19 protein-coding genes and 1 tRNA gene are annotated in these 19,275 nt (G+C 70.5%); 9 read left to right on the top strand and 11 right to left on the bottom strand.

Annotation, left to right across the window (positions count from 1 at the left end):
- Positions 1-29: 29 nt before the first annotated feature.
- Entirely contained in the window at positions 30-848 is an 819-nt protein-coding gene (locus PV789_RS07065) for a TrmH family RNA methyltransferase (protein WP_248773919.1), read from the bottom strand.
- Positions 849-1,189: 341 nt separating this feature from the next.
- Positions 1,190-1,831 carry a hypothetical protein gene (locus PV789_RS07060; protein ID WP_274976671.1) on the bottom strand — a complete coding sequence of 214 codons (642 nt, stop codon included), beginning with the start codon at positions 1,829-1,831 and terminating at the stop codon, positions 1,190-1,192.
- Between the two features lie 413 nt (positions 1,832-2,244).
- Here PV789_RS07060 and PV789_RS07055 point away from each other — a divergent pair, with 413 nt between their 5' ends.
- From PV789_RS07055 to PV789_RS07025, 7 genes are all read left to right on the top strand, one after another.
- The gene (locus PV789_RS07055; protein ID WP_274976670.1) at positions 2,245-4,011 is read left to right on the top strand and encodes a substrate-binding domain-containing protein; all 1,767 of its coding nucleotides are present in this window, start codon (positions 2,245-2,247) and stop codon (positions 4,009-4,011) included.
- Between the two features lie 269 nt (positions 4,012-4,280).
- Positions 4,281-6,071 (top strand): substrate-binding domain-containing protein, encoded by a 1,791-nt coding sequence (locus PV789_RS07050; RefSeq protein ID WP_274976669.1) that lies wholly within the window; start codon positions 4,281-4,283, stop codon positions 6,069-6,071.
- Between the two features lie 224 nt (positions 6,072-6,295).
- Positions 6,296-7,102 carry a hypothetical protein gene (locus PV789_RS07045; protein WP_274976668.1) on the top strand — a complete coding sequence of 269 codons (807 nt, stop codon included), beginning with the start codon at positions 6,296-6,298 and terminating at the stop codon, positions 7,100-7,102.
- 99 nt (positions 7,103-7,201) lie between these two features.
- Positions 7,202-9,277 (top strand): DUF2510 domain-containing protein, encoded by a 2,076-nt coding sequence (locus tag PV789_RS07040; protein ID WP_274976667.1) that lies wholly within the window; start codon positions 7,202-7,204, stop codon positions 9,275-9,277.
- Between the two features lie 86 nt (positions 9,278-9,363).
- Positions 9,364-10,014, top strand: a complete 651-nt coding sequence (orn, locus tag PV789_RS07035; protein WP_274976666.1) for an oligoribonuclease — start codon at positions 9,364-9,366, stop codon at positions 10,012-10,014.
- Between the two features lie 67 nt (positions 10,015-10,081).
- Positions 10,082-10,157 (top strand) — tRNA-His (locus PV789_RS07030).
- 871 nt (positions 10,158-11,028) lie between these two features.
- Positions 11,029-11,820, top strand: coding sequence for a site-specific integrase (locus PV789_RS07025; protein WP_274976665.1), 792 nt, complete (start codon positions 11,029-11,031; stop codon positions 11,818-11,820).
- Positions 11,821-11,894: 74 nt separating this feature from the next.
- On the opposite strand, the gene PV789_RS07020 is transcribed toward PV789_RS07025, so the two are convergent.
- The 5 genes from PV789_RS07020 to PV789_RS07000 all read right to left on the bottom strand — a co-directional run bounded on the left by PV789_RS07020 (position 11,895) and on the right by PV789_RS07000 (position 15,562).
- Positions 11,895-12,101 carry a helix-turn-helix domain-containing protein gene (locus PV789_RS07020; RefSeq protein WP_274976664.1) on the bottom strand — a complete coding sequence of 69 codons (207 nt, stop codon included), beginning with the start codon at positions 12,099-12,101 and terminating at the stop codon, positions 11,895-11,897.
- Between the two features lie 31 nt (positions 12,102-12,132).
- Positions 12,133-12,558 carry a WhiB family transcriptional regulator gene (locus tag PV789_RS07015; RefSeq protein ID WP_274976663.1) on the bottom strand — a complete coding sequence of 142 codons (426 nt, stop codon included), beginning with the start codon at positions 12,556-12,558 and terminating at the stop codon, positions 12,133-12,135.
- Between the two features lie 665 nt (positions 12,559-13,223).
- Positions 13,224-14,063 carry a replication-relaxation family protein gene (locus PV789_RS07010; RefSeq protein WP_274976662.1) on the bottom strand — a complete coding sequence of 280 codons (840 nt, stop codon included), beginning with the start codon at positions 14,061-14,063 and terminating at the stop codon, positions 13,224-13,226.
- 235 nt (positions 14,064-14,298) lie between these two features.
- Complete coding sequence (locus PV789_RS07005) at positions 14,299-14,430, bottom strand: hypothetical protein (protein ID WP_274976661.1); 132 nt, start codon at positions 14,428-14,430, stop codon at positions 14,299-14,301.
- 631 nt (positions 14,431-15,061) lie between these two features.
- A complete protein-coding gene (locus PV789_RS07000; protein ID WP_274976660.1) occupies positions 15,062-15,562 on the bottom strand; it encodes an ATP-binding protein in 501 nt (166 codons plus the stop codon).
- A gap of 180 nt (positions 15,563-15,742) precedes the next feature.
- Here PV789_RS07000 and PV789_RS06995 point away from each other — a divergent pair, with 180 nt between their 5' ends.
- Both PV789_RS06995 and PV789_RS06990 read left to right on the top strand, forming a co-directional pair.
- The gene (locus tag PV789_RS06995) at positions 15,743-16,570 is read left to right on the top strand and encodes a helix-turn-helix domain-containing protein (RefSeq protein WP_274976659.1); all 828 of its coding nucleotides are present in this window, start codon (positions 15,743-15,745) and stop codon (positions 16,568-16,570) included.
- On the top strand, positions 16,563-16,739 hold the full coding sequence (locus PV789_RS06990) for a DUF397 domain-containing protein (RefSeq protein ID WP_274976658.1): 177 nt from the start codon (positions 16,563-16,565) through the stop codon (positions 16,737-16,739). Before PV789_RS06995 ends, PV789_RS06990 begins: the two co-directional genes overlap by 8 nt.
- Positions 16,740-16,743: 4 nt before the next feature.
- Here the strand turns inward: PV789_RS06990 and PV789_RS06985 are convergent, their stop codons facing one another.
- The 4 genes from PV789_RS06985 to amcB all read right to left on the bottom strand — a co-directional run bounded on the left by PV789_RS06985 (position 16,744) and on the right by amcB (position 19,135).
- Positions 16,744-17,214, bottom strand: coding sequence for an NUDIX domain-containing protein (locus PV789_RS06985; protein WP_274976657.1), 471 nt, complete (start codon positions 17,212-17,214; stop codon positions 16,744-16,746).
- An 85-nt stretch (positions 17,215-17,299) separates the two neighbouring features.
- The gene (locus PV789_RS06980) at positions 17,300-17,854 is read right to left on the bottom strand and encodes a pentapeptide repeat-containing protein (protein WP_368045820.1); all 555 of its coding nucleotides are present in this window, start codon (positions 17,852-17,854) and stop codon (positions 17,300-17,302) included.
- A 15-nt stretch (positions 17,855-17,869) separates the two neighbouring features.
- Positions 17,870-18,025: a multiple cyclophane-containing RiPP AmcA gene (amcA, locus tag PV789_RS06975; protein ID WP_274976655.1), complete on the bottom strand. Its 156-nt coding sequence runs from the start codon at positions 18,023-18,025 to the stop codon at positions 17,870-17,872.
- Between the two features lie 15 nt (positions 18,026-18,040).
- The gene (gene amcB / locus PV789_RS06970; RefSeq protein ID WP_274976654.1) at positions 18,041-19,135 is read right to left on the bottom strand and encodes a cyclophane-forming radical SAM peptide maturase AmcB; all 1,095 of its coding nucleotides are present in this window, start codon (positions 19,133-19,135) and stop codon (positions 18,041-18,043) included.
- Positions 19,136-19,275 lie beyond the last annotated feature (140 nt).

Raw genomic sequence — 19,275 nt, 5'->3', positions numbered from 1 at the left:
TCAGGCGCCACCCTAGCGGGACGGCCGCGTCAGCCGGTGGAGCGGGTGAGCTCGTAGCAGGCGATGGCGGCCGCGGCGGTGACGTTGAGGGAGTCGACGTCGCGGTCGGCCATGGGGATGTGCACCCGGGCGGTGGCCCGCTCCAGCCAGCGGGAGGAGAGCCCGTCGCCCTCGGTGCCGAGCAGGAGGCCGACCCGGTCGCCGGGGGCGAGGGCGGCCATGGCGTCGCGCAGGGGCAGGGAGCCCTCCCCCGGCGTGAGCGCCATGAGGTGGAACCCGGCCGCGCGCAGGGTGTCCAGACCGCCGTACCAGTCGTCCATGCGGGTGTGGGGCAGGGTGAAGACCGCGCCCATGGACACCTTGACCGCGCGCCGGTACAGGGGGTCGGCGCAGCGGGGCGCGAGCACGATCGCGTCCACGCCCAGACCGGCGGCGCTGCGGAAGATGGCGCCCACGTTGGTGTGGTCGACCAGGTCCTCCAGGACCACGATGGTGCGCGCCCCGGCCAGGACGTCGTCGAGCGGGGGCAGGGCGCGGCGGTGGAAGGCGGCGAGCGCGCCGCGGTGCAGGTCGAAGCCGACGAGTTTCTCGGCGGTGTCCTCCTCGACCACGTACAGCGGCGCGGAGGAGGCGGCGACCACGTCGTCGAGCGCCTCGGCCCGGCGTTCGGTGAGCAGGAAGCTGCGGGGCTCGAACCCGGCCGCGGCGGCCCGGCGGATGACCTTGTCGCCCTCGGCCATGAACAGCCCGTGCTCGGCCTCCAGGTGGCGGCGCAGGTTCACGTCGCGCAGGCGGGTGTAGTCGGCCAGGCGCGGGTCCGCGGGGTCACTGACCTTGATGACGTCCATGGGGGACGATTATCTCCGGTCCATGAGGGTTGCTGTCCCGGGGCCGCCCACGGGGTCCGCGGAACCCCGGTCCGAAGCCGTGCACGGGGTTGGCGGAGCCCGGTCCCCAGGCCGTCCACATGAGCGGCGCGGGGCTGGTGGCGCGGTCGGCGGCGCGGCACACTGGAAAACGGGGGGACCGCCCCCTGTTGTCGGCGGCGCGTGGTGCCCCCGTCATCGAGCCTACGTCCGCGCCACCGCGCCCGGAAGCCCCGATCGCGGCCTGTGGACGGGCGTCCGGCCGACGCGGGCCCTGCCGCGCCGCGGGTCGATCGCGGACATCCGCCCGGCCGCGCCGTCCGTCAGCTGATCTGCTCGGTGAGGGCGCGCAGGCGCTGCCAGCGCGCCTCCTCGCAGGAGCCCTTGCGGGTGAGCGTGGTCTCGACCTCCTGGCCCTCCCAGGTGCCCACGATGGTGGCCTCCTGGGGCCCGTACACCTTGTCGGTGCACACGGTCCCCTCGCGGACCTCGGTGAACAGCAGCGCGCTGCCCGTGTTGACGGCCTCCGTCGGCTCCGCGTCGCCCGCGTCGGTCTCGTCACCCGCGTCGTCCGCGTCGCCTTCCGCGCCCCCGCCACCGGCCTCGTCACCGTCCCCGCCGCCCTCGGCGGCGACCGACTCCTCCTCGACGGTGACCGGCTCGCCGGTGTCGGCGTGGAACTCCTCCGCGGCCCGGGCCAGCTCGGCGCAGGCGGCGGGGTCCTCCTCCAGGTTCCCGGTGCACATCAGCGTCTGCACCCAGGCGCGTCCGCGGTCGCTCACCTGGACCTGGAGCCGACCGCTGGGCCCCTCCTCCACGACCTCCTCGGGCTCGGCCGCGTCGGGGGCCAGGTCCGGGGTCATCGCGGTGGTGGCCCGCACGTCATGCTGGTCCGGCGGCAGCATCGACGGACCGACGATCGCCCCGTAGGCGACCGCGCCGAGGCAGCACGCTCCGGCGAGCATGGCGGTGCCGAGAGTGCCTCGGCTCCGGTGTTCACGATGCGATGGGGACATGCCAAAAACCCTCGGGGGTCGGTGTCACGGGACGTCCACTGGGGAGTGTGGGCTGGGTGTGGACGCGGGGCCTAAGCCTAGCGGGGAGCGCCGAGTGACCCTTGACGGGCACGGTAACAAAGCGATCACCCCGGTCGAATCGGGAAGGGCTTCCTCTCCTGCATTACCAACGAGTAAGGTCCTGGAAACGTGTCGTTCGCGCCTCATGGTGTGGTCGTTCGTCCTCCATACCGTGTGATGCCGTCGGGCGCGCGGGGGTTCGCACCTCCTTCCGCGGGGCCGACGCCGTGGCACCGCGGGGGGCACCTCCCCGCCCCGGCGTCGTCCCCGCTTCGACCCCGCATTGACCCCCCGGAGTGCCCGTGCCCAGTGGACGCCACCGTCAGGCCTCACCGACCGCCGCGAACACCCGCGGGGCGGTCGCGTCGCCGTTGGGGATCACCGCGATCGCCGTCGCCCTGATCGCGGCGGCCGCGGTCGCGGTCCCGGTCGGACTCGACATGCTCGGTTGCGGCGACACCCGCTACCTGCGCGTGTCGGCGACCCAGAGCATCGCGCCCGTGCTCCGCGAGGCCGCGGGCGAGTTCAACGACGAGCGCCCCGACTACGACGGCGAGTGCGTCTACGCGCAGGTGGACGAGATCGCGCCCCACCGCATCATGAGCGCCCTGTCCGGGGGCCGCGCGGGCGACTCCACCATCGCCCCGCACGTGTGGGTGCCCGAGTCCTCGGCCTGGGTCGAGCTGACCCGCGTCTCCGGCAGCGGCACGCACCGCATCGACACCGACCCGCCCTCGCTGGCCAGCTCACCGGTGGTCCTGGCCGCGCCGCGGGGCAGCGAGGGCGTGCCCGGACCCGACGGGGCCGAATGGCCCCTGGTCCTGCCCGACGACCGCGAACGCCCCCTGGTGATGGTCGACCCCAACCGCGGTGCCGACGGTATGGCCGTCATGCACGCGGTCCGCCGTCACCTGGGGACCGGTGACGAGGCGGACACCGCCATGACCGACTTCGTGCGCGACGTGCAGCTCGACAGCGCGTTCGGCGAGATCGACCTCGCCACCTTCTACACCTCCGGCCACGACGGCGGCGGGAGCGGCGAAGGCGGCGGAGGGCGCGTCGACCCGCTGATCGCCGTCCCCGAACAGGCGGTGGTGTCCTACAACGCCGACCGCGCCGGGGCCGCGCCGCTGCTGGAGGCCCACTACCCCGCCGAGGGCACCGTCAGCCTCGACTACCCCTACGTCACCACCACCGACACGGCCTCGCTGCGGTCGGCCGCCGCCGACCTGCACGAGGTGCTGCGCCAGGACTCCTACCGCGCCCAGCTCCGGGATCTCGGCTTCCGCGACCCCGACGGCACCCTGTCCGGCACGGCCGGCGCGGACCCCGACGGGTTCGGTGTGACCGCCGAGGAGCCGCCCACCCACGACGACCTGACCGGGGACGCGCTGCTGGCCTCGGTCACCGACTGGAACCGGCTGTCGATGCCCAGCCGCACCCTGGTGCTCGCCGACACCTCCGCGAACATGGCGCAGGACCTCGACGGGGGCCCGAGCCGGATGGAGGTCGCCCGGCAGGCGGCGCTCATGGGCCTGTCACTGTTCCCCGACGAGACCGACATGGGTCTGTGGCTGATGTCGGACGAGAACGCGGGCGGCCGCGTCGAGGCCGCGGACATGCACCCCCTGGGCGAGACCGAACGGGGCGACACCGCCACCCGCCGCCGGGAACTCATCGGGGTGGCCGAGGAGATCGCGGTCCGCGGCGGCGGTTCGCGCCTGTACGACAACATCCTGGCCGCCTACGACCGGGTGCAGGACGACTACGACGAGGACAGGATCAACAGCGTCATCCTGCTCACCGCCGGGCAGGACGAGGGGTCCAGCGACATCACGCACGCGGACCTGGTGGCGGCGCTCCAGGACCGCTTCGACCCCGAGCGGCCGGTCAGCATGTTCATCATCGCCTTCGGGTCGGGTGAGCAGCAGGTTGCGGAGGAGGAGCTGCGGCGGATCGCGGCCGCCACCAGCGGTTCGCTGTTCGTCACCGACGACCCCGACGAGATCGGCGACATCTTCCTCAGCTCCATCTCGCGGCGTCTTTGCGTGCCCGACTGCGACAGCTGACGACCGGAGCCCTCTCCGTCCGGCGCGGTCTCGATTGGGTATCGGAATCGAATTTCGTTCCGCCCCGCCCGGAAAGGAGAACGCGGGGCGAACGGACGGAATCCCCGAGGTGATCGGCGCTGTGCCCGGGTTCACACCCGCGGGCCCCCGGCAGGGCCGACGCGGGAGCGGCACGGTCGGCATTAACCCGGTCTGGACTGTTGAGTACCGTTTCCCACCAGTAACACCCCCCTGTACGCCTCGTCCGTACACCACCCGTGAGGAAAGCTGTGGGACGTCACCGCGGAAGATACGCAGAAGAGACCTCCGGCCGGTCCAGGCGCCGTCGCGGCCGCGGCGGCGCCTTCGCGGCCCTGGCCGCCGCGCTGGTGATCGTGGTCGGCCTCGCCGCGGTGGGCGTCTACGTGTTCGGCCGGTCCGACGGCTGCGGCGGCTCCGACATCGCGCTGGACATCGCGGTCAGCCCCGAACTCGCCCCGGCCCTGACCGACGTCGCCTCCGACTTCAACGCGGAGGAGCACCAGGTGGACGGAAGCTGCGTACAGGTGCAGGTACGCCAGGTCGACTCCGCCAACGTCGCCTTCGGCATCACCGGCGCGGGCGCCACCATGGGCGACACCGATTCCGACGTGTGGATCCCGGACTCCTCCCTGTGGCCGCGCCTGGTCCAGAGCCAGGCGGGCGACGCCGTCATCACCGAGACCGGCACATCGGTGGCCCGTTCGCCGCTGGTCCTCGCCGAGCTCACCGAGTTCGCCGACGAGGACTCCCCGAGCAGCTGGGCGGAGGTCGTGCCCACCACCGCCCCGGGCCAGGAGGCGGAGCGCACCGTCCGCGTGGTCGACCCCGCCCGCAACGCCACGGGCCTGGGCGCCCTCTACCTCCTGCACGGCGCGCTGGAGGAGGCCAGCCCCGACACCGCCGCGTTCAACGCGCGGATGACCGCGGCCCTGCAGTCCCTGCACCGGGGCGCGTCCTCGGACGAGGAGGCCGCCTTCCTCGCCCTCAGCGGCGGCGCCGCCGAGGCCCCGCCCATGATGGTGATGTCGGAACAGGCCGTGTGGCGCTACAACGCCGCGCACGGGGACACCCCCGCCCAGGTCGGCTATATGGAGGGCGGCACCTACTACCTCGACTACCCCTACGTCGTGCGCAGCGAGGAGAGCGCCGTCACCCGCGCCGCAGAGGAGTTCCGCGAGGCGGTGCGCGGGGAGGACGCGCGGACCCGGCTGCTCGCGGAGGGCTTCCGCGGACCCGAGGGCCAGATCGACGCCTCCGTACTCACCGAGGAGGTCGGCTTCGCCGCCGAGCCGCCCACCGAACTGCCCACACCCGCGGCGGAGTCGATCACCGGGCTGATCCGCACCTGGAACCAGCTCAAGATGGACTCCCGCGTCCTGGCGATCGTGGACATCTCCGGCTCGATGCTGGCCGAGGTGCCCGGGACCGGGATGACCCGCATGCAGGTGACCAGCGCCGCCGCCACGCAGGGTCTGGAGATGTTCACGCCCAGTTCGGAGCTGGGCCTGTGGGAGTTCTCCACCGACGTCAACAACGAGCTGCACTACCAGGAGATCGCGCCGATCCGCGAACTCCAGGCGGCCGCCGACGACGGCACCGCGCACCGGGACGTCCTGGCGGGCGCGCTGGCCTCGCTCCAGCCCCTGCCGCAGGGGGACACGGCGCTGTACGAGACCTACCTGGCGGCCTACCAGGAGATGTCGCGCACCTACCAGCCGGACCGGACCAACGTCATCCTCATGCTGACCGACGGCGACAACGACAACCCCGGCGGTCTGGGACTGGACGAGCTGATGTCCCAGATCGAGTCCCTGGCGAGCCCGTCGCGACCGATCCCGGTCATCACCATCGCGTTCGGGCCCGACGTGCAGAACCTGGAGCCGCTCCAGGAGATCGCCGCCGCCACCGGCGGCGCCGCCTACATGACCGAGGACCCCACCGAGATCGGTGAGATCTTCCTCCAGGCGTTCTCCCTGCGCATCTCCGAGGGCTCCGAGGATTCCGAAGGCTCCGAGGGCTCCGAGGAGACCACGGACTAGTCGGAACGGCGTCCGGGCCGCGGGCCCGGACGTCTCCCCCTCCCCACCCTCCCCCCACGCGTCTGCGGCCCCTTCCCACGGAACTCCGACAGGCGGTGACAAGTCCCTGTCCTCCGGGTGAGGGGCTCTGGACTTCTCCGTTGCGTTGGCGTACTCAGAGAGGAGTCGGGGTTGCTCCCGCGGTACCGGAGGCCCGGCACACGACGACCGGACGGGGGAAGGCCATGACGGAGGCGTGGATGCCCAGCGCCGAGAGGTTCGGCGGCGGGACGAGCACCCGGACGGCCCCCGGGATCGGCGCTCCGCGCGCCGTGTGGACGGTGACGGGGTCCGACCCCGCGGCCTGGTCCGCGCGCGAGGAGGCGCAGCGGCTGGTGACCGAGGAGCGCGAGGCGCACCTGGTGTGGAACCCGCTGACCGGCGACGTGGTCCAGACCCTGGCCGCGACCTGCCGCGGACGACTGCCCCTGGGCGGCACGCGCCAGTACGAGCTGTACCACGACCACGGCCATGAGGGGCGGGTGTGTCTGGTGGTGGCGGTGGTGTCCTCCGGGGAGACCCCCTTCACCGACGGCCCGCTGCACGGGCTGTCCCCGATCCTGACGTGGCTGGACTCCTGGGGGGTGGAGCGGGTCTGGCGCGCGGACCCCGCGGGACCGGTGGCGGGGACCGTGGACGCGGGGAGCCCGCAGAAGAGGAGCGGGGAAGCGCGGGCGCCGGACACGAGGAGCGCGGCGGACACTGTGGCGGCGGGTGTCGCGGCAGTAGGTGGCACGGCAGCTGGTGGCGCGGCGGCGCACAGCACGGGGGCGCACGCCGCGACGGCGCCGCATTCGGCCGAGACCGCGCGCGCGGCGCGGATGGCGCGCGCGTGGGCCAGGGGAGGGCACTTCGGCCACGACCAGGTCCCCGGTTCCTGCGCCAAGGGCCCCGGCAGACTGGACACCGCGCGGCTGCTGGCCACCGGCCTCGTCCCGCCGCCGAGCGGTCCGCGCGCTCCCGCCGGTCCGCGGCCCTCCGCGACGAGGTGAGTACGCCGCGGCGGGAGAAAAATGGTCCGGGTGCTCTGACCACCGGTAATCGGACACCACTGGTTCATCGCCGTTCCGCAACCCTTTAGTCTGTCGCCCATGGGTGGATCTATCGAGCCGGGTTGGTACGCGGACCCGCAGGGCGACGCGCAGACGCTCAGATGGTGGAACGGCAGCGAGTGGACACGGCATACCCGTTCCCTGAGCGAACTCCAGGGCGGTGGCGGTCAGGGTGACGAGGAGGCCGCGACCACCCACCTGGGCGGATCCGGACAGGGCGGCCCCGGGCAGGGCGCCCCCGCCTCCGACGACGAGGACCCCGGAACGGTGCGGCTGGGCCCCGCCCAGGAACGGCCGGCGGCACCGATCGACGACGAGCCCAGCACCATGCGCATCAACCCCTCCTGGGCGCAGGGATCCCCCCAGCAGGACAACACTCCGCCGTCCCCCCAGCCCCCGATCGACGACGAGCCCAGCACGATGCGGATCAACCCGTCGTGGGCACAGGGTTCCCCCTCCTCCTCTCCCGCCTCTTCCTCCTCCCCCGCCTCACCGCCCCCCGTCGCTCCCATCGACGACGAGCCCAGCACCATGCGCATCAACCCCTCCTGGGCGCGGGGCGGCGACGATGACGAGGAGCCCACCGCCGACCTGGGCGGCACGAACGCCACGATGCGCGTCAACCCGGCCGACCTGCCGGGCCGCGGCGGCCCCGGAGCGGGCGACGGGTACGGGGCGGGCGACGGGTACGGGGCGGGCGACGGGTACGGGGCGGGCGACGGTGCGACCGTGCGGGTCAACCCGGCCGACCTCCCCCGGCGCGACGAGGACGAGCTGCCCACCGCCGACCTCACCGACGACGAGATCCCCACGTCCAACCTGACCGACGACGACCTGGGCGGTGAGGCGCCGCGCACCGCGGTGTTCGACCCGGCTGGTCCCGGTGCTTCCGGTACTCCCGGTACCCCTGGTGCTCCCGGTAGTCCTGGTGCTCCCGGGCCGACGGGGGCCCAGGGTGAGGCTCCGCGCACCGCGGTGTTCAACCCGGGCGACCCCGCGCTCCAGGGCGGCGGGACCGCCGGTACCGCCGTGTTCGACCCGGGCGACCCCGCCTTCTCCGGGGGCGCGGACGAGGGGGACAAGAAGGGCGGCAAGTTCAACAAGTTCCTGGGCAGCCTCAAGGAGGGCTGGTCCGACCTGTCCGAGGAGCGCAAGGAGCAGCGCCGCCACTCCGAGGAGGAGACGGCCAAGCGGCGCGAGGAGGAGCGGGTCCGCAGAGAGGCCGAACTCCAGGAGGAGGCCAAGCGCCGCGAGGAGGAGGCCCGGCGTCGCGCCGAGGAGCAGCCCCCGGGTGCACAGGGCCCGGGCGCCGCTGCCGCCGCCGGTTCGGCGGCCGGTGCGCAGCCGGGGGCCCCGTGGCCCCCGACCGGGCAGCCCGATCAGCCCGGCCAGCACTCCTCCGAGCAGCAGGCACCGGGCCAGCAGCCCTCGGGGCCGCAGCCCTCCGCCCAGCCCTTCCCCGGTGCCCAGCAGCCGCCGGGCTTCCCGCCCGCGCAGCCGCACTCGGGCCCCCAGCAGGGGCACTCCGTTCCGCCCGCGGGCGCGTCCGGGCCCCAGCAGGGCATGTTCTCGCCCCAGCGCCAGTCGGGACCGCAGCACCCGCAGTCGGGGCCCCAGCCCGGTTACCGCCAGCCCCCGCCGCCCCAGCAGGGTGGTTTCGGTCCGCCCGGTTACCCGCCCCAGCATCAGATGGGCGGCCCGAACACCCCGGGGCGTCCCCCGCAGGGCATGCCCCCCGTCGGTCCGCCGCCCGGCCAGCGGGCCAACCGGCCGGGCCTCCCGCCCGGGTACCCACCGGCCTCCGGTCCCATGGCCAACACCCCGGGCGGACAGCCGCCGATGGGCGGTCACCACGGAGGCCCGCAGTGGGGCCAGCCGGGTCCGGGGCAGCCCCCCGGGCCGGGACAGCCCTACCAGCAGCACCGCCCGCAGAAGCCCAAGAAGAAGCGGGGAGGGTGCAGGAGCTGCGGCTGCGGCTGCTTCACCTTCCTGCTCATCCTGCTCGTCCTCCTGGTCCTGGGCTACCTCCAGTTCTGGGGCGTGTGGGACTGGATGTACGCCATCTTCGGCGTCGGTGAGCCGCCCGGCGTCTCGGACCCCTGGATCTGGGACTGACCCGTGCTCAAGGGGGCGGTCGGACACGGTCCGGCCGCCCCCTTCGCCATCCCCCGGAACTCCCCGCAACCCCTAAGCTGACCGGTATGAATGACAGTTTGGTGTGGATTGACTGCGAGATGACGGGCCTGGACTTCGAGCGCGACGCGCTGATCGAGGTGGCCTGCCTGATCACCGACGGCGAGCTCAACATCCTCGACGAGGGCGTGGACGTCGTGATCAGACCGCCGCAGGCCGCACTGGACCGCATGGGGGACTTCGTCCGCAACATGCACACGACCTCCGGCCTGCTGGAGGAGCTGGACAAGGGCGTGAGCCTCCAGGAGGCCGAGGACCTCGTCCTGGAGCACATCCGCCAGTACGTGACCGAGCCGCGCAAGGCTCCGCTGTGCGGCAACTCGATCGCCACGGACCGCACCTTCCTGGCCCGTGACATGAAGCGCATCGACGAGTTCCTGCACTACCGGATGGTCGACGTGTCCTCGATCAAGGAACTGCTGCGCCGCTGGTACCCGCGCGTGTACTACGCGAGCCCGGAGAAGAACGGCGGGCACCGGGCGCTCGCCGACATCACCGAGAGCATCCACGAGCTGCGCTACTACCGCGCCGCGGCCTTCGTGCCCGAGCCCGGCCCGAACTCGGCCACCGCCCGTGCCATCGCCGCCGACGTGGTGGCCGGGGGCACCGGCGCGGAGGCGCGCGAGGCGGCTCTCGGGGACGACGCGGCGGAAAACTGATCGAAGCACTCCCCGGAGTCCGCTAAGCTTTCATACGTACGCGGGGCCGAGAGGCCCGGCGCACGTGGTGGGTGTAGCTCAGCCGGTAGAGCACTTGGTTGTGGTCCAAGAAGTCGCGGGTTCAAGTCCCGTCACTCACCCCAGAGGCGAAGGCCCCTGACCAGCGACAACGCCGCAAGGTCAGGGGTTTTTGCGTGTTCGGGGGTGCACCGGAGGGTGCACGGGGGTAAAGGTTCGCCCGGCGGGTGTGCACCACCCATCCCGTCACTCACTCCCGATCCGTGCACCCGGGTGCACGGATCAGCGCCGACACGGCACTGAAACACCGCATCCACGGCATCAGCGGATGGACCGGACACCGTCTCTGGCCTGCGCAAAGATCTTCGAGAACCTTCGTCGATTCCCTTCGCTTCGGCCCGCGACCAAGCGATGGTCCACGCATGGCAACCATCAACCAGCGCACGCTGGCCGACGGGCGTACCCGCTACTGGGTGAAATGGCGGCTCGGCGGCACCCGCACCGGCGCGCCCCAGTCCGAACCGTTCGACACCCACGCCGACGCCCACACCTTCAAACTCCACGTCGAGGCCGCCGGCCACCAGTGGCCCGAGAACTGGATCCGCCGCCAGGGCTGGGCTCCGGGATGGGTTCCCGGACACGGATGGGTCAGGACCGATGAGGAGGACGACGAGCCCGAGGCCGAGCCGGTGCTGTTCGCCGACTACGCCCGCGACCTCGTCAACTCCATGACCGGCATCGAAGAGCGCACCCGCGCCGACTACCACCGCGACCTGGCAATCCACCTGACCCCCCGCTTCGGGCGGGTGAACCTGCGCGATCCCGCCCAGCTCAAGCCCAAGGACGTACGCGCCTGGATCAACCATCTGCGCACCGGCGTCCCCGACCCCGCCGCCCCGTACAGGACCAGCACACCCAGCCGGGGCCGGAAGAGGGAACCGGGGTGGCTGCGCAAACCCCTCTCCCCCAAGTCCATCCACAACCTGCACGGGCTGCTTGTTCACCGTCTGCGAGGCCGCCGTACGCGAGGACCCGCCGCTACGCCCGTCCAACCCCGCATCGCGTACCCGCCTGCCCCGTATCGACGACGGCGAGGGCGAAGCCGACATGTGCTTCCTGACAAGGGAGGAGTTCGCGCTGCTGCGGGACTCCATGGCCGAGGACGTACGCGACATGGTGGAGGTGTTCGTGCGCACAGGGATGCGCTACAGCGAACTGGTCGCCCTCCAAGTCCGCGACATCACCCTGACCCGCGCCATCGGCCCCGACGGGCAGCCGCTCACCCGGGGACACCTGGACGTGCGGCGGGCGTGGAAACGCGGCCCCGACAACACCTTCCGGCTCGGTGCGCCCAAGACCCGCAGCTCGCGCAGGCGCATCCCGCTCTCCCCCGGCACCATCGACCTCCTGCGGCCTCGGTTGGAGAGCAAGGGTCCGGAGGAGTTCGTGTTCACCACCGACCGGGGGTCCTGGTGGCGGCACTCCTCCTTCTACGGGCGCAGGTGGGCGCCCGGGGTCAAGGAGGCCCAGCGGCGTGGGCTGGGCAAGAAGCCGCGCATCCACGACCTGCGCCACACCCATGTGGCGTGGCTGATCGACAAGGACGTGCACGTGTTCAAGATCCAGCGCCGCCTGGGCCACACCTCGATCACCACGACCATGGACCGGTACGGGCACCTGGTCACCGACATCGACGACACCATGATCGAGGCCATCGACGGACCGCCCGCCGGGACCGGGCCATGGACCGACCCCGGTGATGAGCAGCGCCTGCGCCTGATCTCCTAGAGCCGCTACGGGCCCCGCGTATGCCGGTGGGGCGGGTCGAAAACCCGCCCCACCGGTTCACTTGGGCTTCTCGCCTACCGGGTGCGCGGCCACCCGTGGACGGTCCGCCGTGTAGGCGCGATCTGTTGAGCGGCCCGTTCCACGATCTGCTCCAAGTCAGCGGCGCTGAAGCGCACGTGCTTGCCGAGCCTGCGGTGCGGTATCCGCCGCAACCGGACTCGTTCGCGAAGCCACGACTCCGGCACCGCGAGCACCCGCGCCGCCTCGGGGATCGTCAGCAACCGCTCCGGCACCTTCCCCTCACCGTCGCTGTCAGGCCGCCTGGCCGGGACCATACGCACCTCCCCCGCGTTCGTTCCGTAGAGCGGAGCGGAACTGACGGCGCTCGTCCTCGGAGGCGCCGCCCCACACCCCGTAGAGTTCGCCGCGCTTCATCGCCTCGGCCAGGCAGTTGATCTGGACCGGGCACATGCGGCACACCCGTTTGGCCGCGCGCACCGATCCTCCCTGACCGGGGAACCACAGATCCGGTTCCTGGCCCCGACAGGCCGCGTAGGCCTGCCACCCACCAGGCCCGTCCCCAGCGTCGCCCCTGACAGCACCGGGCCGTGTGCGGCCGTCAGACGGCCCGTCCGCGTCCGACGCACCATCACCGCCCGTGGGGCGCGAGCCCGGGGTTCGGGCCGCCACGTCGCCCACCAACGGCCCCCGGTTCCCCAACGGTGCCTGTCGTCGCATGTCCCCCATGTCCGCCCTTCCGCGATCGGTCACGATCCGCCCAGGACCCCACCGCACGGCATCTGACCTGGCCCCGCGCGATGGGTGTTCTCGCCCTGATGAACCCCGAAGAAGACACCCGCCACCGCGGATGCGACATCGGCTCCGAAACTGTGGCCGCGAGGTGCCGCCCTCGCAGCACGGCCCCCACTCGCCCGACCAGGCGCGAAGCTGGTCCGCGCCATCGCACGAGGGGCGTGTGAGAAGAGCAGACGCGCCGCCGTCCTCCTGGGCCTGCTGGGCGATCTTGACCGCGCCGCTGCGCCACCACCGAGCAGTACAGGCAAGACCAGAAGCAACAGAGAGCAAGAGCTTCCAGCAGAGGAAGAGCAGAGGAGACGGGTCTGCTGTGGTGGGTGGTGGCTTGACGTTGAGGGTGTGCGGGGGCGTTCGCGCCCCCGCACACCACGGGGCGCCGCCCGCCCCACGTGAAGAGGACTACCTCCTTGAGTAGACAGCCGGGGCGGCCGGTGGACCACCCCCAAGCCCGGCCGACCTGCACTGTGACTGTTCTCAGGGGTGGTCCACCCAAGGCCGGACCCCCACACGGGCGGGCGGGTGGAGTAGGCATTGGCCCTGTCACAGGCCCACCCATCGGCCCGCAGGTTCACCGCGCTTTTCAGGGCTCACCACTCGCTCTCCTGGACCGTGGGGTAGGTGCGGGCGATCTCGTGCAGGGCGACGACGCGGGGGTGGGCGGCCGAACGCCAGATCCGTGCGCCCGCTCCCGGAGCCACCAGTCGCTGCTGGGTGGTCAGGTACACCCCGACGCGGTCGGTGCAGTCTTCGGCCAGCTTCTGTGCCGCGTTCTTCTCGCGCTCGGTGGAGTGGAGGGCGAACAGCACCACCGCGGCGGGGGTGCGGTAGCGGGTCAGGCGTTTGTAGCCGCGCATCTTGTTCTTGAGCTGGGTCAGGGACTCAGAGCCGGTGTCGTACTCCACGAACGCCGTCAGACGCACCCCCTCCTGGTTCCACCTCACCTGGGCGTCGGGGCGCACGTCGTAGCCGTAGCGGCGTTCGCACTCGCGTTCACCGAGCCACCGCTCCACCTCGGCACCGCACTGGCGGGCGCTGTCCAGGAAGTCGACCCGGGTCTGGGCCAGGCCCAGCATGTGGTCCAGCTGGGGTGAGTGGGCCACGGCCAGGGCGCGGTCGGCGCGAAACTTCAGCGCGTCGGGTTCCTTGCCCTGGTGCAGAGCGAGCAGGACGGCGCCGGTGGGGGTCAAGACCCAGTGGTCGGGGGCGTTGCGGTCGTGGGCGTGGCGGCGGAAGCGGTTGAGGACCCCGTAGCGGTACAGGGTGAGCAGGCGTGAGCGGGCGCGGCGTGGTCCGGCGTCGGGGAAGTAGATGCGGTGCAGGTGGTGGGTGGTCATCACCCGGTGTTCCCACAGTCCGGCCAGGATCTGGCGATCGCGGCTGGTGATTCGGGGCGCCAAGTGGATCAGTGTCTTGGTGTAGTCGCTCACGCATGCCCTCCCAGGGGCCGTCGCGGTCTGGTGCTTTGAACTCCCTGATGAAGACCGTGCAAGCGCGGATGCGACACCCGAGGGAAGAACTTTTTCCCGGGTTCAGCCCCGGGAGGGGGTTCACTTCGGTTTCAGAACAGGTTCAGAACGGGTTCAGTGGACACACCCACCCCCCACCAACGCCTTCGGGGCGGCGCCACGTGCGTGGCGCCACCCCAAGGTGAAAGCGGGTTGCTCAGCGGCGGATGTCCAGCCAGGTCCTCACCGCAGCGGCCAGCTCATCGAACTCCCCCGGCCCGCCCGTGACCGCGACCCGCTCCCTGCGGTCGTGTACTCCGCCTGGGTGGTGGAACAGGTAGGGGCGCACACCCCGCACCCCGTCGTCATCGACGCACCAGCCCTGCTCGCAAGGGTGAGGGCGACGCGGGTGTGGTACTCGCACCGGCCCGGGGACAGGCCTGGCCTGCGAGGCACCGAAGGGGACGTCTCCCGGACTTGCCCGCTTCGCTGGTGTTGTTACAGGCCTGGTTCGGGGCGAGGGCCTGCCCTGCTCCAGCGCGCGCCGGTGAGGTGAGGGCAGTGGGCGCCGTTCCTGGCGCGCGTCCACCGCACTGCACAGCAACGCGGCCAGCACCGCGCCGAACAGCCACCGCACCTGCTGGGCCCATCCTCGGACGGGTTTGCGGTGCCGACCGCTAGGCTTCTCCACGATCTCCTCCTGGTTGCTTCAGGTGGGGATTCAGCCCTGGCCCAGTGCCGCGAACACCGGGCCAGGGCGCCTCCACGTCTTCTTTCACTCTTGTGCGGGGCGGGCGGGTGTCATTGGTTCCGGTGTCGTACGCCATCCGAAACCGCGCTTCCCACCCACACCACATAAAGGGCACAAAAGGCCCTTTTTGCTGCGGAAAATGGTGCCGCTTCCGCTGGGCTGGTCGATGTTCGCTTGGACAGGCGAGGTTCTTCAACATCTGCCGCTGGGAAACATCACCGCGTTCGAGTCACAGCGGCAGGCGGGTCCGGCCGGAACGGTCGAAAGCGGCACGAACCGTCAACGGCCCTCCCGCGCTTGTGGAGAAGTCCCAGTACAGGGCCAGGGCGTCCACCAGCGCCAGGCCGTATCCACCTTCGGCCAGCACGAGTTCTTTCTCCCCTGCATCGAATGCGGCAGGCGCGACGGGCACAGTGGCCTGCGCGCCCGGTTTGGGGCCGTCGTCGGTGACACGGAGCAGGAACAGGCGCGGGCGCCGCTGGATCTCGATCCGCACCCGGCCTCCCGGAAACCCGGACGCGGTGTGCTTGAGGGCGTTGACGTGCAGCTCAGCCAGGGACACCAACAGCGGGTGGGCCGCGCCGGGTGTGGTCCTGGTGGCCTGCATCGCCCACCGGCGCGCGGCCCGCACATGGTGGGGGCAGGGCCCGCAGACCAGGCCGCTGGTGTCGGGGTCGGTGTGGCGGATGCGCCTGGGCAGGTCGAGAGAAGAAGCCTGAGCCGGGGTCATGGATTTCCACCGGGTCCTTTCGCCGTGGTCGTGGTCACTATGCGTGAGCCCGCAGCAAAAGGATGTGGTCAGGACGTTCACCCCGGGAAGGCCAGGCGGAGAGTTCCCGAATCTTCCATGAGCCTCTGGAATTCTGTGGAATGCCCCATGGGCTGAGTCGCTCTGTGGTCACATGGCCTCATGCACACAGACGAACGCGCCCTCAAGGCCTTCGGGCACGAATTGCGCAGGCTGCGCGGGGAAACCGAACTCACCCAGAAAGCACTGGCGCGGCGGGTCAGCCAGCGCGGCACGACGATCAGCGACTCACACGTTTCCGACATCGAGAACGGCCGGGCGACGGCACGGCCGTGGCTGCGCAAGCTCCTGGACGAGATCCTGGAGAGCGATGGGAGGTTGGAGAGGTTCTGGGAGGAGCTGACGGGCTCGGGCCGACAGGTGTGGCTGCACGAGGTCACCAAACGCACCCATGCCGCTGACGCCCTCTTCGAGTACCAGCCCCTGGTATTCCCCTCCTACCTGCAAACGGAGGAGTACGCGCACGCACTCATCCGCTACGGGTCTCCCTGGCTGGCGGGCCGGGAAGTTCAAGCCCTGGCCGAGGAGCGGCGGGAACGCGCGGAGCGCATGGCGAAGGCTGAACTTCCCTCGCTCTGGTTGATCATCGACCAGAGCGTGCTGGCCCGCCGCTACGGCTCCCCGGAAATCCAACGGGAGCAGCTCGCTCACGTCGCTAACCTTGTGGACAGCGACCGCTTGACCGTGCAGATGGTTCCGACGAACTCTCCCCGTCACGCGGGGAACTCCGGCCCGCGGCGGATCATCACGACCGCTGACGAACCGGAAGTGGTCTACATGGAATCGGCCGAAGAGGGCCGGATCATCACTGACTCCGCTGGTATCTTTCGTAGCCGCCTGCTGTTCACAGCTCTTCAAGGAGCAGCACGCGACCCGCAGGAGACCTTGCAGGCCATCCGCGATGAGATGAGGAAGATCGACGATGAGTGACTGGCACAAGAGCAGTTACAGCGGCGGGTCGAACGAGTGCGTCGAGGTCCGCGAGCACAGCACCGGCGCGGACGTGCGCGATACTCAGAACCGTTCACGCGGTCAACTCGCCTTCGCCTCGGACGAGTGGAGCGCCTTCGTCAGCATCCTTCACCTGACCAGCGAGTGAACGCCTACGAGATGGCCTCGCCGTTCTCCAGGTAGACCGTTGTGCCTTCTTGGCGTGCGCGTGCGCCATGGGCGATCCTGCGCGCGAGCCGGGGGATCGTTGCCGTCTCGATCGTGGCCACGTCGTGGAACTCGTATCCGGTCAGCTCGGCCGGATCGAGGGTGATCTGGTCCAGCCATTCCTGGCCCAGCACTCCCCCGTCGAAGACGAACAGCTGTTTGTCTCCCTCGGAGGGGTTGGGCGCCCAGTCCACGACCAGGAGGCGCCCGATGGGCGGAGCGATCCCCAGTTCCTCCTTCACCTCGCGCACCACGGCCTGGGTCGGTGTCTCCCCGTGCTCGATGTAGCCGCCGGGGACGTCCAGGTAGTCCTTGTAGGAGGGAACCACCATCATCATCTGACCGAGGTGATTGAAGAACAGGGCACCTGCGGCGACCCGGGGGCGGGAGAAGGATTCTGTGGGATCAGAGGCCATGCCCCGACACTAACGACAGCCCCGGAACGGCCACACCCTTGCTTCGCCAAGCCAGTCCGTCTCCGGGGCTGTTTCTCCTGAACGGTTACAGTGGCGCCTCAGCCACGGTCAGGTCCAGGTCGCGGACCATGACCTCGCTGAGTTGGCGCAGCTGCATCTCGGTCACCTTGGCCCCGCGCAAAGATGACAGGCCTGACAACCCGGACAGGTCGCTCGCCCGCAGGTCCGCACCGGCCAGGGATGTGCCCTGGAGGTCCACACCGAAGGCGCAGTCGTCGAAGACCGCCTCCCGCAGGTCGCATCCCTCGAAGGAGGCCTCTTTGAATGAGCAGCCCACGAACGCCACGTCACTTACGGCCCTGACCTGGGCCCAGGTGGCGTAGTCGAACTGGCAGCCCTCGAAGACCACGTCCCGCAGGGACACCCGCACCAGCGACACACCCATGAGTCTTGACGTGCGGAACCGGCACCGGTCGAGGCGTACGTCCACCAGACGGTGTGAGGACAGGTCCACCGACCGGAAGTCGGTATTGGTGACCCTTTCTTCCTCCAGCGGGTTCGGGTGCGGCCAGGAGGCCACCGGGGCCTCGTCGTCGCTGGGCAGGAGCACTTTCGCGCCTCGAATTCGGGCCGTCTCCACGAAACCTTCCCCGTTCTATTTGCTCCAGTTGTCCCAGGTGGACCGGTTGTCCCAGGGGCCACTGTTCTTGTTGTCCCAGGTGTCGCGGTTGTCGAACCGCCCCACCGGGGTACTCGGCTGGAGCCGCCTGATCAGGTCGGCGACCCCAGAGGACCGCTCAAGCACGGCCATGACACTGTGCATCTTTCACACTCCCATCTTCTCGCCCAGCGCGCGGGCGAGTTCGATCTTCGAATTGCGGCAGTAGGCGGTCTCGGTGGCGGTGAAGTCCCCGTGCTCGAAGTACTTGTTCGAGGCTTGTCCTCCCTGGCAGAACGCGAAGAACTCGCACTCCTGACGACACCGCCGTACGCCCTTGGTGTACTCGCGCACGTAGGAGGTGTCGGCGGCGCGGTTGAGGATGGCGGTCAAGGACTGGTCCAGGACGTTGCCGATGACGAAGTCGCCGTAGCGGTCGTCCTTGACCCCGAGCAGCTCCGGCGAGAGCACGACCACGTCGCCGTTGGTCCCCACGGTCGGGATCGGGTCGTGGAGGACTGTGTCCCACCGGTCCTTGCGTCCGGCGTGCGCGTCGGCCAGGTAGCCCAAGAGTCGGTCGGCCTCGCGTACACGCAAAGGACTTCCGGCATCGAGGCGGTCGAACATCTTCCGCCAGAAGAAGCGCACGAGTTCGGGAGGGATGGTGTGCCGGTCGTCGTTGGCGCCTTCGAGTTCCTCGATATTGAAGCCGACACTGGTGGCGCCCAGGTTCTCGAAGAAGTCCAGCAGGGGCTCGGGTTGTGCGACGGTCTGCGCGGTGACCACGCAGATGGCGGAGAAGGCGATGTCATGGGTGCGTAGCCGGGAGATACCCCGCATCGCCCGGTCGAAGGACGGCTTGTCACCCCAGTCGGTGCGTGATCGGTTGGCCGCCTGTGGGCCGTCGATGCTCACTCCCACACGGAAGCCGTATTGGTCGAAGAGGTCGCACCAGGCGTCGTCGACGAGGGTGGCGTTGGTCTGGACGAAGTGACGGATTCTGCCCCGGTAGCGCAGGGGCTCGAACGGCTCCAGGAGAGCGCGGAAGCGGTCGCGTCGAGTGGTCAGGGGCTCACCACCGTGCCAGACCACGTCCACCATGTTCCCGCCCTGGTCAGCGATCCCCTGCGCGAGGGCTTCGGCGACCGGGACGGACATCTCCAGACGGGTCTTGCGCTCAGCGGCGGGCAGATAGCAGTAGGAGCAGTTGAGGTTGCACAGTGTGGTCGGCTGGAGGACCAGCGACTGGAAGCGTGAAGCCAATACGACGTCTTCCGTGTCCTGGTCACGCTGGCGAGGAACACGTCGAGATGTGACCTGCCCCGGGGTGCTGATGATCGGCATGGGGTGACCGTAAGGCGCGAACACCTCACGGTTTCGCAGGCGTCCGAGGGTAAAGGACC

Source organism: Nocardiopsis camelliae, assembly GCF_028993595.1.
Lineage (GTDB): Bacteria > Actinomycetota > Actinomycetes > Streptosporangiales > Streptosporangiaceae > Nocardiopsis > Nocardiopsis dassonvillei.
The sequence above is the reverse complement of the archived record's forward strand: the minus strand, read 5'-3'. Positions and strand labels throughout refer to the sequence as shown.

Coding starts and splice junctions, on each gene's coding strand:
- PV789_RS06990 (WP_274976658.1), top strand. CDS start 16,563: ATGAGTGACTGGCACAAGAGCAGTTACAGCGGCGGGTCGAACGAGTGC.
- PV789_RS07015 (WP_274976663.1), bottom strand. CDS start 12,558: ATGCGACGACAGGCACCGTTGGGGAACCGGGGGCCGTTGGTGGGCGAC.
- PV789_RS07040 (WP_274976667.1), top strand. CDS start 7,202: ATGGGTGGATCTATCGAGCCGGGTTGGTACGCGGACCCGCAGGGCGAC.
- PV789_RS07065 (WP_248773919.1), bottom strand. CDS start 848: ATGGACGTCATCAAGGTCAGTGACCCCGCGGACCCGCGCCTGGCCGAC.
- PV789_RS07000 (WP_274976660.1), bottom strand. CDS start 15,562: ATGACCCCGGCTCAGGCTTCTTCTCTCGACCTGCCCAGGCGCATCCGC.
- PV789_RS07045 (WP_274976668.1), top strand. CDS start 6,296: ATGACGGAGGCGTGGATGCCCAGCGCCGAGAGGTTCGGCGGCGGGACG.
- orn (WP_274976666.1), top strand. CDS start 9,364: ATGAATGACAGTTTGGTGTGGATTGACTGCGAGATGACGGGCCTGGAC.
- PV789_RS07060 (WP_274976671.1), bottom strand. CDS start 1,831: ATGCTCGCCGGAGCGTGCTGCCTCGGCGCGGTCGCCTACGGGGCGATC.
- PV789_RS06985 (WP_274976657.1), bottom strand. CDS start 17,214: ATGGCCTCTGATCCCACAGAATCCTTCTCCCGCCCCCGGGTCGCCGCA.
- amcA (WP_274976655.1), bottom strand. CDS start 18,025: ATGGCCGTGCTTGAGCGGTCCTCTGGGGTCGCCGACCTGATCAGGCGG.
- PV789_RS06995 (WP_274976659.1), top strand. CDS start 15,743: ATGCACACAGACGAACGCGCCCTCAAGGCCTTCGGGCACGAATTGCGC.